Source organism: Bacteroidota bacterium (genome assembly GCA_016722565.1).
GTDB lineage: Bacteria > Bacteroidota > Bacteroidia > 2-12-FULL-35-15 > 2-12-FULL-35-15 > 2-12-FULL-35-15.
This window is the reverse complement of record JADKIU010000007.1, coordinates 304849-317802: the sequence shown is the minus strand read 5'-3', so window position 1 is coordinate 317802 and position 12954 is coordinate 304849. Positions and strand designations below refer to the sequence as shown.

8 protein-coding genes and 1 pseudogene are annotated in these 12954 nt (G+C 38.2%); 4 read left to right on the top strand and 5 right to left on the bottom strand.

The window, feature by feature from the left end; genetic code table 11:
* Window positions 1-25: 25 nt before the first annotated feature.
* The 4 genes from IPP64_16280 to IPP64_16265 form a co-directional block, all read right to left on the bottom strand.
* Complete coding sequence (locus tag IPP64_16280) at window positions 26-1690, bottom strand: T9SS type A sorting domain-containing protein (protein ID MBL0330917.1); 1665 nt, start codon at window positions 1688-1690, stop codon at window positions 26-28.
* A 114-nt stretch (window positions 1691-1804) separates the two neighbouring features.
* Window positions 1805-2392, bottom strand: a complete 588-nt coding sequence (locus IPP64_16275; GenBank protein ID MBL0330916.1) for a riboflavin synthase — start codon at window positions 2390-2392, stop codon at window positions 1805-1807.
* A gap of 1 nt (window position 2393) precedes the next feature.
* Entirely contained in the window at window positions 2394-5126 is a 2733-nt protein-coding gene (locus IPP64_16270; protein ID MBL0330915.1) for a gliding motility-associated C-terminal domain-containing protein, read from the bottom strand.
* 39 nt (window positions 5127-5165) lie between these two features.
* Complete coding sequence (locus tag IPP64_16265; GenBank protein MBL0330914.1) at window positions 5166-6251, bottom strand: T9SS type A sorting domain-containing protein; 1086 nt, start codon at window positions 6249-6251, stop codon at window positions 5166-5168.
* 368 nt (window positions 6252-6619) lie between these two features.
* Here IPP64_16265 and IPP64_16260 point away from each other — a divergent pair, with 368 nt between their 5' ends.
* Window positions 6620-7834, top strand: coding sequence for a T9SS type A sorting domain-containing protein (locus IPP64_16260; protein MBL0330913.1), 1215 nt, complete (start codon window positions 6620-6622; stop codon window positions 7832-7834).
* Window positions 7835-7887: 53 nt separating this feature from the next.
* Here the strand turns inward: IPP64_16260 and IPP64_16255 are convergent, their stop codons facing one another.
* Window positions 7888-9036, bottom strand: a complete 1149-nt coding sequence (locus IPP64_16255; protein MBL0330912.1) for a CofH family radical SAM protein — start codon at window positions 9034-9036, stop codon at window positions 7888-7890.
* Between the two features lie 103 nt (window positions 9037-9139).
* On the opposite strand from IPP64_16255, the pseudogene IPP64_16250 reads away from it, so the two are divergent.
* From IPP64_16250 to pdxA, 3 genes and pseudogenes are all read left to right on the top strand, one after another.
* Window positions 9140-10575: pseudogene (locus IPP64_16250) on the top strand (leucyl aminopeptidase).
* Between the two features lie 9 nt (window positions 10576-10584).
* Window positions 10585-11736, top strand: a complete 1152-nt coding sequence (locus IPP64_16245; GenBank protein ID MBL0330911.1) for a hypothetical protein — start codon at window positions 10585-10587, stop codon at window positions 11734-11736.
* 119 nt (window positions 11737-11855) lie between these two features.
* Entirely contained in the window at window positions 11856-12911 is a 1056-nt protein-coding gene (gene pdxA, locus IPP64_16240) for a 4-hydroxythreonine-4-phosphate dehydrogenase PdxA (protein ID MBL0330910.1), read from the top strand.
* Window positions 12912-12954 lie beyond the last annotated feature (43 nt).

Sequence of the window (12954 nt, the reverse complement as noted above, 5' to 3'; positions counted from 1 at the left end):
TTTTTATGAATGAATTCGAATGATATTAGTTAGTTAAAACAATTCGTTTGGTATACACTTGCCCGTCAATGGTAACGGCAACAAGATAAATTCCTTTTGCTTTGTTTTTTGCAGCATAATCAATTACATGATTGCCACTGTTTTGATTTTCGTTGACAAGTGTTTCTACTTTGTTACCCAATACATCATAAACGGCTACATTCACAGTTGCATTCTCTTTTAAATCGTAAGAGATTTGTGTGTTTGCGCTGAATGGATTCGGATATGCATTTAAATTGATTTTGTTTTCAATCGCGGAATTTTCATTGATTCCTACAATGGAAGTTCCTAATGTGTATTGTACAAAGTACAACATCATTTCATCGTTGGTTGTTAATCCAAAGAATACAGAAGCAGGACCACCATTGTTAAATTTCGCTTGTTGAATCAAGCCATCTCTTGGATTTACATCCAGCAATGGATCGAATAATCGAACAGGAGGATGTTCCCAATCGTAGTAACCTTGATTGAAGGTGTAGTCGTTGTTGTAATATCCTTCATACACTTGCGTGCCGGTACTTCCGCCTGGATTTCTTAAAAAGATATCGAAGTCCACTCCGTATTTATGTGTATGTGACGAAAGCAACCAAATGTTCCACATGTTTGAAGCACTTGCATTGTAATCTGCTCTTGTAAAGGTTACATCGGTACTGTTGTTCGGAATAAAAATACTGGTGTTGGTAATAATATCGCTGTACATAATTTTAGCAGCTGTTCCTTTTGGTTGTGTGTAGACATTAAAATACACATCGGTAGCTAAAACTGAATCGGGGTTTGAATTAAAGAAGTGGTGATTCAAATCCAATACAGTACTTGTTTCCCATTGATAAGCAGTTGTTATTGGCAATACATCGTTGCGAGATGCTTGGAATGCACTCACCATGGTGTTGTAGCCATCGGAAGAGCCAGCACCGGTTGATGGATTTTGAATACGCAATGCATCGGTAAAGCTTGCTGCAGCACCCGGTAAAAATTTATGGATGATGAAGTGATGTGATTGTGTTGACAAAAACAATTCAATGCGATTTACTTCCAATGTGTCCGGTAAATTCAAATTGTGTTTTAAGAAATATTCTACTTCAGAACTTTCACCTAAAAAGATTTTCCCAACGTGTACTTGGAAAGACCCAGGAGCAGTTGGCAATGGATGTGCAGGAGCAACGCTTGTAATTCCGTACCCGTTATAATATTGATTCACAACCGCAGTATCTACCACAACTCCTGTTTGAGGAGCACCGGCATAAATCCACTGACGGATTAATTCAATTTCTTTGTTTGTTAATGGAGTAGCACCTACGCCATCCGGCATTACATTTCCTTCTGCCGCAGAAACCAATCCATTGTCAGGATCCAAACCATTTTGACATTTACGTAACAAAAAGCTTCTGTGTGGATCACCCGGTTTGATGCGTTTGTCGCCTCTTGCCAATGCAGCAGGATTACTTGGGTTCACATTCACTAAACTGGTGTATACCGTAGCCGAAGGAGCAATTAAATTTAATCCACCAGCAGGGCTACTTGCATCGTGACATGTGGTGCAATTTGCTTGAAAAATATTGTAGATATCGGTGTAGGTTGCTTGAGCTGAAGCCAAAGAGACTTGCAGAACAAAGCCGATAAATAATAACTTAATAAGAGTAGTTTTTTTCATTTGGGATGTTTTAAAATGTTTTGAATTTTAATTGATAGCTAATTTAAGACAATTTGACGAATGGCAAAGCGATTCGTTTAATTTTTTGAAAAAAAAACAGTTGGATAAAACCGATTAAGCTTTCGGTAACATTTTGGCGATGTACTTTCCTACAATGTCAAACTCAATGTTGACAATGGCACCGGGGGTGATTGTTTTGAAATTGGTATGTTCAAACGTATATGGAATGATACAAACGGAAAAGGAATTGTCTTTTGAATTAACCACAGTCAAACTCACACCATTCACACAAACAGATCCTTTTTCAACGGTTACATTGCCTTTTGTGGCATCGTATTCAAATGTGAACGTCCAGCTACCATCAGTTTCTTCCATTTTGGTGCAAACGGCACGTTGATCTACGTGTCCTTGAACGATATGTCCATCCAGTCGGTCGCCTACTTTTAAACAACGTTCCAAGTTGATTACATCTCCTTTGTTGAGTAAACCGATGTTTGTTTTTTTGATGGTTTCGTCAATTGCAGTAACGGTGTAGGTGTCGTTTTGGATGCCAACAACGGTCAAACAAACGCCATTGTGTGCAACACTTTGATCAATCTTGAGTTCGTGTGTGAACAGTGATTTTACGGTAAGGTGTAAATTGCTTTGCTCTTTTTGAATGCCAACAACTTCCCCAAGTACTTCTATAATTCCGGAAAACATATTATTGTGCAGGATTTGATCCTTCTTTGATGATTTGAACAAACCCTTTTAATACACGAGGTTTGATGCCGTCAATACGAATTTCGTTTACGGTACATACATAAAAATAGGTGCCATCAGAACAGAATTGTTTTGTGTCCTTATTTTTACCATCCCATAATACATTTGGATCATCGGTTGAGAACATTTCCAATCCCCAACGATCAAAAATTTTGATGTCGACATCTTTTACAAAACGCCAGTCTGGAAGTGGTGTAAAGAAATCATTTTTACCATCATCGTTTGGAGTGAATACGTTTGGTAATTCGTATTCCGGACAATTGTCAACACAAATTCTATTTACAATTACGCTCTCGTTAGGGGTTAATGCCGAATCAACTGCTGTTACAGCATAGCAGCCTGCTATGGATACAACACCTTCGAAATAATACACCGGAAGTGTATAGCTTGTTAAGCTCATATCCGTTGTGCTATACACCAATTGCATTGGGTCGGTTACATTCGGTGAAAAATAAATATTGATTTGCACCGCATCCTGATCACTACAGAATGTATTTGGGTTTACCCATGTAATGGTATTTTGTGTTGCTTCACAATCCGTTACCACATCAAATGGTGGTGCGCATGGTGGAACAATATCAACCGGGGTTTCACAATTAATTTGTGAATAGTTACGCAATGGTTTAGGAAGTAATGTATCGGAATATTCACCAACGGCTAATATTCTGTAACAATATTCAACTTCGTTCACCAAGCCGGTATCCGCGTATGTTAATGCGGTGGTGCTGTCAATTAAATTGAATACGGTAGAGCCCGGACTGGTTTCTCTGTAAATAAAATATTCATAATTGTTCCAAGGAACAAAATGTTGCCAAGTTAAATTTACTTGTTTGTCGGCAGGCGTAGAGCTTAAAAATACCGATGATGCTGTTTGTGTAGAGCCTTTATAAATTCCGTTTGAATAGAAATCTACTTTAAAGGTATATGGTGTGCCTTCCGTATTTAATCCGTTGCTAACAAATCCGGTATCGGTCATGGCCGTATAAGAACCAAATGTATAAGTTGTTTCCAATGTATATGCTGTAGCCGGAGGATTAAAGCCGGTTGCTTTCATTAAGCGGTATTCGTAAGGTGGCGGATTGATAATGGTATCCAGATTGGCTGAATTACCTATCGGCTTTACCCAGTGTGTCCAAATGGTTCCTGTGCTGGTGTTGGTTGTCATCACACTCACATTGGTCATAATCGGAACATCCCTTACCAATTGGGCACATACGTGATCCGATGCAATACTTTGCGAGCCATCAACATAATAAGCAACAACGATATAGGAATAATCTACGCCATTGATTAAGCCTGCACCACCATTATTATCAATAAAGTTGGTGATGGTATAATTGGTAGTACCAATAAGTGTGTAGCCGGTATAGCTGGGCACTCCTGTTTCACATGGTCCGGGTGTCCAAGGGTCACAAGTGTTTTTTCGATAGATATAAAACTTTTTAAGCGGATTGCTTCCAGTGCTATCGCAGAACGGATAATTCCAGTTGAGGAGAATGCTTGATCCGCTTGGAACTGCTGTTAAGCCAGTTGGAGCAGGTGCAATCACTCGAATAAACATGGATTCAAAATTCACCAAAGGGGTAGACAAATCACCATCCGTTGCTTTAAATGTAATGAGGTAAGGTAATAATTGAAGTTGTGTACAGCTTGGGTTCCAGTTGAAGGTTCCACTTGCAGCTCCAATTCCTGGGAATGAAGTAAAACTTGCAGGTGGTGTTTCGGTTGATAAAAGTGGACCACCGGTTGCTGTAATTGTAAGCAGGTTGGCTTGTGGATCTGTTGCAAAAACATTGAAATTTAAATTGCTCCCAGCAATCACGCAGGTATCGTTTACAGGAGTAAATATCGGAGCATCGTTGATACAAGGTTTTACATCAATTTGCATATCACGTAAAACGGAACCAATATAATAACGCGTTGAGGTACCCGGTAACAAGCGGTATTCCTTGATGACAATTGCTACGTTGTATTCGCAAATCATGGTGGGTACACACCAAACCAAATCACCTGTTAACGGATTGATGCTGCTGGCGTTCATGTTGGGTGGATAACTCCACAAAGCAAGTGGTAATCCATTTGCGTAGCAAACACTTAAACTATAATGCAAACTATCTCCATCAATATCGTATGCACCCGGGTTGTGTTCGAAACAGACACCCACACAAGCATTGTCGATGGGGGGATTGAGCAAAGTGGGTGAATTGTTCTGGACTAAAAAAGGAGAGATCACTAATTCGGTACGAAGGAAGAAAGAAACATCAACGGAGCTAACGATGTTACAAATGCCTGAATTTCTGTTTGGGTCTTCCATACTAATAATGTAGTTACCAGGTCCGGCATAATTATGTTCTGTTTCATAAACGTTGAGGCGAGTATCGATGCCAATCATCACACCATTTTTAAGAGGAGAACAGTCACCTGCTGGTCCATTTACGCGTGGTGCAGAAGCACTGTCGCCATCGCCAAACAATACCATCAATTCGCATTTATCAGTATTAGAAGTAGAGCTAGTTACAAATTTGGTATAGGTGGTGACAATGATTTTATACTTATATGGATTGGCAGTAGTACCAATGTATTTATAAGTGATTTCTCCAGCACGATTATGTGTCGCAAATGCATTGGAAAAACCAATCAAAAGAAGAAGTATGGAGAGTAAATGTTTTTTCATCACAAAGTGCCTCAGAATAAGAACTCTAAATTAGGGATTTTATTTCATATTACCTTGTAAAATAACAAATTTCCCTTTGTTTACAATTGCTCTTTTGTTTGTAAGGCTATAAAAATACATTCCTGCTGAAAGTTCACCTTCATCTAAAGTCGCTAAATTGTTCTTTATTGCGATTGTTTGAATGGTTTGTCCCAACGAATTACTGATGTTCAATTCGTATTCCGAGTTTTGGTCTTCACTCTCAATTTTGAAATTGATAAAACCGCTAGATGGGTTTGGAAATGCTGTTATTGAAACGCTTGGATTATTTTCTTTAATTCCACCCAATACCGATACTTCTGCCCAGACTTCCTGCATGGTTTTCCCAACCAGATAATAGGTGCCAGAAATCTTTCTCCATTCGGAAATACGGATGTCAAATATGTAATAGCAAATCACCATTGGATGATCCCAGGTTACTGTTCCAGATAAATTGTTTATGCTAAACGAACTGCTTGATGGCGGATAAGCATAGAGTACAGTCGATACTCCATTAGCTATTGGTGGAATCAATTCATAATACAAACTATCTCCATCGGGTTCTATTGCTGATGGATTGTAGTAAGAAATGATGCCATTTGCAACACAGATTACAGGAATGGATGTGTAATCGGGTGCATTATTGCTACCCAAGAATGGATTGATAATTAGTTCTGTCTGCAAAAAAAAGGATTGGTTTTCAGAATCAATGAGATTACATATTCCTGAACTTCTGTTGTAGTCTTCAATCGATATTGTATAAATTCCATTACTAGGAAAATCATGGGAAGTTGTATAGAGATTCATCCTTACATTTCCTGTGCATCCACCGATTAATTCTCCGTCATGTGCCGATGGACAATTAACGCTAAGCCCATTAACGCGCTCAACAAGAGCACTGTCACCAGCACCAAAAATAAACTTCAGTTCACATCTGTCTACACTTGTAGAATCTAACCATTTTGTATAAGTCGTTACAATGATTTCGTACCTGTTAGGGAATGAAGCACTTCCTATGTACCTATAGGTAATATCTCCTCCCATATTATGGCTAGCGAAACTAAAGGCAGAAATTGACAGAAAAATGAAAATCAATAATTTTTTCATGGTGTTTTTTTCTATAAAATTAGACCAATAAAGAATGGAAAACAAAACTAAATTTAGGAATTGTATACATGTCTGAAATAAAGGCTATCAAAACAAATTATGCCGCTCCTACGAAGCTCTATATCTGAAATATATTTATTTAATTCGATTTAAAGAAGCAGATGGTCTCATTCAATTGCCAGCGTATTAACAGTATTTTAGATATAATTGTTTTTCGTGTATGTGATAAAAGGGCTTTTTTTTGCTAAAAAATCAATGATTTCGCGCTTTTTCATAATGTAAGATGGCGTATTGTTTTGTCCATGGAATTTTGTCTAATTCTCTGGAAATTAGCAATATAAAATAGTATTAACTAAAACCCTAATGTCATGAAAAAGTTTCTTTTTTTAATTGGCTCATTTATTATAATAAATGTAGCTTCTGGACAAATTTCAAATGGAGGATTTGAAAGCTACAGCTCTCTTCCAACGTGTCCGAGTAACTATGCAATTACGAAAGCGACAAATTGGTATGGTTTAAAAAGTTCATATCCATATTCAAATTGTAACTCAACAACAGATGTGACAAGCACTTTGCCTGATTATTTTAATTCAACAGCGGGTGGTACATCGTCTTGTCAAGTAAGCACAGCGAGAACAGGTACAGGTTATGCGCATATTGAATATAGAGGTTTTGCTCCTACTTCTACGGCAAGTGCGGAGTATATCTATCAGACTGTTTCAGTAACTTCAGGCAGAACGTATCGAATTACAGCCTATGTAAATACGTTAGTTGCCGGCTGGGATCCAATGAATCTTTTTAGTATTACAATGGTGAATACTTCCGTTGGCTCTTCTGCAAGTGCAATTCTTGGGAATGTTAGATCACAGGGCACAGTATTAACTTCATCGACAAGTGTAGCCGGTGGATTTTATCGAGTTGAATACGATTGGACTGCTCCTTCTACAACCACCTATTATCTTGTGATGGGCTGTAATGTATTTTGCAATGATGGAAATTATAGTGATTTGCGACACTTTATAATTGATGATGTTTCAATGAATTGTGCGGCAAATGCAGGAAGTGATAAGTCGTTTACTTGTTCATGCTGTTCAGGAGGTTGCGTTGGTGTTACGATAGGTACTACTGCTTCGGGGTCTACTTATAGCTGGTCACCTACAACCGGATTAGCCTGTTCAACTTGCGCAACAACAAATGCGATTCCAACTTCATCGTTTACAACGTATACACTTACTGTTTCCGGTTCTGATTGTACTACAAGTACGGATGATGTTTTAGTAACAAAGTATGCGAGTTTTAGCTGTTGCCCCCCAAAGAGTATGAATTCAAATTCAGAAGAGGTAATGAGTAAAATGACAATTTATCCAAACCCTAGTAGTGATGGTAAACTTATAATTGATATCAATCAAATTGAGGTTTCAGGAGAGATTGAAGTATTCAATATATCCGGTAAGACTGTTCTCAAGAAAGCAATTTCTTCAAATAATGTAGTTGTTGATTTATCTGGAGAACCCAAAGGAGCATATCGTGTGAAAGCAACAATTAATGGTGAGGTGACAATAAAAAATGTGATTGTAAAATAGTAAATGGAAGAAGGTGTGTTCATCAACACACCTTCTTTTTTTTAGAGATTCTCTTAATAATTAATCACTTGTTCCACCATGTTTGCGGGTAACTCACGGTATTCGTATTGTTGGGTACGCAATTGTGGTTCAAATCCGGCTTCTTTAATGGCATCCTGAATGCCTTTTGCGGTAAAACGGTGAGGTGCTCCTGCCGCTGAAACCACATTTTCTTCCAGCATGATGCTGCCAAAATCATTGGCTCCGGCATGTAAACACAATTTTGCTACATCTTTTCCTACGGTTAACCAACTTGCTTGTATGTTAATGACGTTTGGTAACATGATGCGACTCATTGCTATCATGCGGATGTATTCGTCACCGCTTACATTGTTGGTGATTCCTTTGTGACGTTTCAATAAAGTACCATCGTCCATAAACGGCCAAGGAATAAATGCTAAGAAACCTTTTGCATCTTTTGGCTTTTCGCTTTGTACCTGACGAATCCATACCAAATGCTCAAAACGTTCTTCGATGGTTTCGATATGTCCGAACATCATGGTAGCGGAAGTGGTAATGTTTAATTGATGTGCAGCACGCATTACGTCCAGCCATTCGCGGCCTGTACATTTTCCTTTTGAAATTAATCTGCGTACGCGGTCGTTCAATATTTCTGCTCCTGCTCCGGGTAAACTGTCCATTCCCGCATCTTTCAATGCTTTTAATACTTCCGTATGTGTTGATTTTTCGAGCTTGGTGATGTGTGCAATTTCCGGTGGCCCCAGTGCATGCAACTTTAATTTTGGATATATTTTTTTGATGGAAGAAAACGTATCGACATAAAATTTCAATCCTAAATCGGGATGATGACCGCCTTGCAAAAGCAGTTGGTCGCCACCATATTTAAGCGTTTCATCAATTTTTACTTTATACGTTTCAATGTCGGTGATATACGATTCTGCATGTCCGGGAATGCGATAAAAGTTACAGAATTTGCAATTGGCGGTACATACATTGGTGGTGTTTACATTTCGATCGATTTGCCAAGTTACTTTGCCCGGTTTGCCATTATTGGGAAGTGAATCCGGTTTTTGAATTTTGCGAAGTTCGTTGGCAACAAATATCAATTCGGCAGTAGGTGCATGTTTAAATAAATAAACGCCTTCTTCTTGCGTTAGAAATTCGAAATTTAATGCCCGTTTTAATAATTGTTCTGTATTCATGCCCTTAGAAGTATTGTTTTAATTGGCTTTTTAGCCGGTAGTCGGTTCGTTCGGAATTTCTCAATTCTTTTATTACATTTACTTCCTCAAAAGTAGAAATTATATGACGAATATCTCCAAAAAATCTACACTAAATAACAATGAGAACGTTGTTTTGTTGTGCGGTAAGAATAATAGTTTTAACAACTATGGTTTATCCAAAGTAGAAATCGATTTCATCAAGAATGAAATTAATCAACACGAAAAAAAATCAGTTTGCATTAATCAGCTTCACCGCTTGTTTATTGTGCAGTTGATTGATGCGAAAAAAGAAAAATATCAAACAGCAGAATTGTTGCGCAAGGCAGCCAGCACGATTCATACCTGGATTACAGATGCGAAAAAAGAGTCGGTAACTGTTGTGGATGCTGATGGGAAAGTATTGGAAACCTTAGCATTTGCAGAAGGTTTGGCGTTGAGTAACTATCAGTTTTGAAATATAAAAAAGACAAAGACAAAGAAACACATTCGTTAAAATCGATTTCAATTATTTCGAAAAGTATAAATGCAAAACAAGTTGAAGAGTTGAACATTGTGGTAGAAGCAACTTGTATTTCACGTACGTTGGTGAATGAGCCTGTGAATTTTTTAACGGCAACACAACTGTCAAAAGAATTTCAGAAGTTAGGAAAGTCGGCCGGATTTAATGTGGAGGTGTTTAATAAAGAAAAGATCAAAGCCTTAAAAATGGGCGGATTGTTATCCGTGAATTTAGGAAGTATGGAGCCTCCTACCTTCAGCATTATGGAATACAAACCCCGCAATGCAAAAAATAAACAACCAATTATTTTGGTTGGTAAAGGTGTGGTGTACGATACCGGCGGATTAAGTTTAAAACCCACACCTAACAGCATGGACATGATGAAATGCGACATGGCAGGTTCTGCTGCAGTTGCAGGAACATTGTATGCCATCGCGAAAGCGAAATTGCCGGTTTATGTTATTGGTTTGGTGCCTGCAACAGATAATCGTCCGGGTGAAAATGCGTATGTTCCGGGAGATGTCATCACCATGTTTAATGGAATGACGGTGGAGATGTTAAATGCGGATGCGGAAGGACGAATGATTTTGGCGGATGCATTGTCATATGCACAAAAATACAATCCGAAGTTGGTAATTGACTTAGCTACCTTAACAGGCGCAGCAGTTGCCGCAATCGGAACATCCGGTATTGTAGCGATGGGAACAGCCGATGAACGTACCAAAACAAAATTGAAACAAAGTGGTAATAATGTGTTTGAGCGTTTGGCAGAAATGCCTTTCTGGGATGATTACGATGAATTAATCAAATCGGATATTGCGGATATGAAAAATTTAGGTGGACCGTATGCCGGAAGTATCACTGCAGGAAAATTTTTAGCACGTTACATCAACTACCCTTGGATGCACTTTGATATTGCTGGTCCGGCTTTTTTAACCAGTAAAGATAATTACAGAGTAAAAGGTGGCACAGGAGTTGGAGTTCGACTGCTGTTCGACTATTTGAAAAACAATGCATAAACTTTTTTAATGCGACTACTCAAACTCTCTGCTCTCTTTTGTGTTTTCGCTTTTTTTGTAGCATTTCAATTGCCACCAAAAGAAGGTCTGCCTGCCGGCAGGAAGGTTTCTCTTCTTGTTGCCGAGTATGATGACAATGCCGCAGCAAATAATTTGCAACATTTAGTGAATTATCATTTTGTAGATGGAGCAATGGTTTCGAAAGAAACCGTTATTTCCCTTCCCACCCAAAAAGCCGGTGTTACCGGAAATTATGTTCGTTTCGATTTAGGTAAAAACAGAATTTATCGCAACCGATACGTGGTAACCAGTATCGGAAATGTAATTGATATCAAAACAAAAAAATTATTGGTAGCAGAGCGTGGAGATTTTATCGCTTTTAAAGGAGATAGTATTGTTTTTCGCACCAACGATATTTTTAAAGGAAAGTATTATTCGGTTTTGGATTTAAGAACAGAAAAATTCGGGAAAGTAGAGAATGCGAATTACAATCCGCTGCCTCGTCCGGATGTGGAGGTGGATGAAACCACGAAGCCATTTAGTATTTCAGCCTATGCCGTTTCCGGAAAACAAGATGTATTGGTCAAAGATGCAGGGTTTGGCGAAGCACAGCCCTTGTTGGGCGATGATGTAAAACGTAAGTTTCCGATTTTTTGGCTGGACAATACTTCTTTTTTGTATGCCAACTTTTCAAAAAATCAGCAGTCGGCAACCATCTATAAAGTGAACATCAATCATTCAATAGAAAAAATTGGAGAGATAACAGAAATTCCGGCAACGGCAGCCAATGCGTTTTTTGAATTTGCAAGTGATGGAGGTGTTGTGTATGCCTGTGGAAAAGGTCGTTTTGCGATTGATATAAAAAAGAAAATGGTTACCAAGTTGGTGAACCAACCGATTGGAAATAATTTTTTCTTAGAGGCGGATGAAAATCCGAAATACGGCAGATCCATTTTATATGAGTTGGAAGTGATTGGTAAAAAATGGTGTCGTTTGGAGAATGCAAAAACGGTGAGCGGATATGCTGCTTTTCAAAGTGAAATCGTGATGGGTGAAGAGCGTTATCCGCAAGGTGTAGCGATTTGGAATACAACCAACAAAAAATGGACAACCTTGTACATTACCAACTTGAGTGATATTGTGGGGTGGGTGGAAGAATAAATTTAAGATTACAAATTGAAAATTGTATTCTCCACAAGCAATAAACAATTACCTTTACTACATCAATAAGTTTTGTTTTAATTTATAATTCATAGCTTATAATTTATAATTTATTTAAAATGTCAGACGAAAAAATAATTGTTGGAATTTCACAAGGTGATATCAATGGAATTGGAATGGAAGTGATTATCAAAACATTTCTGGATCCACAAATGCTTGAGCTCTGCACTCCTGTTGTTTTCAGTTCAATGAAAACAGCAAGCTTTCATCGGAAGGCATTGAACATCGAAGATTTTAGTTTTAATCAGATAAAAGATTTTTCAGAAATAAATCATAAGCGCGCCAACCTCATTAATGTATACGAGGAAGACGTAAACATTGAATTGGGAAAACAAACTCCGGATGGCGGAAAGTATGCATTTAAATCGTTAGAAGCAGCGGCTTATGCATTGGCGCAAGGGAAAGTGCATGTATTGGTTACCGCACCAATCAATAAAGAAAATATCCAATCAGAAGATTTTAAATTTCCGGGTCATACCGAATACCTAGACGATAAATTTGGCAATGGAAATAGTTTAATGTTTTTGGTAAGTAATACATTGCGTGTTGCGGTGGTTACCGGACATATTCCTGTTACCAAAGTGGCGCAAGAATTAACAACTGAAAAAATCGTTAAAAAGCTAAGAGCATTAAATCAATCGTTGATTCAAGATTTTGAAATTCGTAAACCGAAGATTGCTGTGTTGGGTTTAAATCCGCATGCGGGAGATAATGGTGTAATTGGCGATGAAGAAAAAAATATTATTCTGCCAGCTATCAATCAATTGAAAGAAGAAGGCATGTTGGTGTATGGTGCTTATCCTGCGGATGGATTTTTCGGAAATGAAGCCTACAAAAATTTTGATGCCGTGTTGGCCATGTATCACGACCAGGGATTAATTCCATTCAAAACTATTTCATTTAATTCGGGTGTCAACTTTACGGCCGGTTTGCCGGTGGTAAGAACCTCTCCCGATCATGGCACGGCTTACGATATTGCCGGAAAAAATGTTGCTTCAGAAGAATCGTTTCGGAGAGCCATATATGCCGCCATCGACATTTATAAAGTACGAAAACTCTACAAAGAGATTACTTCTAATCCTTTGAAAATAGCTCCGAGTAAACGAGAAAGATAGTATTTGGTTTTCATGGTGGATATCATTAGATTTGTTATACATC

Coding starts and splice junctions, on each gene's coding strand:
- IPP64_16280 (MBL0330917.1), bottom strand. CDS start 1,690: ATGAAAAAAACTACTCTTATTAAGTTATTATTTATCGGCTTTGTTCTG.
- IPP64_16275 (MBL0330916.1), bottom strand. CDS start 2,392: ATGTTTTCCGGAATTATAGAAGTACTTGGGGAAGTTGTTGGCATTCAA.
- IPP64_16270 (MBL0330915.1), bottom strand. CDS start 5,126: ATGAAAAAACATTTACTCTCCATACTTCTTCTTTTGATTGGTTTTTCC.
- IPP64_16265 (MBL0330914.1), bottom strand. CDS start 6,251: ATGAAAAAATTATTGATTTTCATTTTTCTGTCAATTTCTGCCTTTAGT.
- IPP64_16260 (MBL0330913.1), top strand. CDS start 6,620: ATGAAAAAGTTTCTTTTTTTAATTGGCTCATTTATTATAATAAATGTA.
- IPP64_16255 (MBL0330912.1), bottom strand. CDS start 9,036: ATGAATACAGAACAATTATTAAAACGGGCATTAAATTTCGAATTTCTA.
- IPP64_16245 (MBL0330911.1), top strand. CDS start 10,585: ATGCGACTACTCAAACTCTCTGCTCTCTTTTGTGTTTTCGCTTTTTTT.
- pdxA (MBL0330910.1), top strand. CDS start 11,856: ATGTCAGACGAAAAAATAATTGTTGGAATTTCACAAGGTGATATCAAT.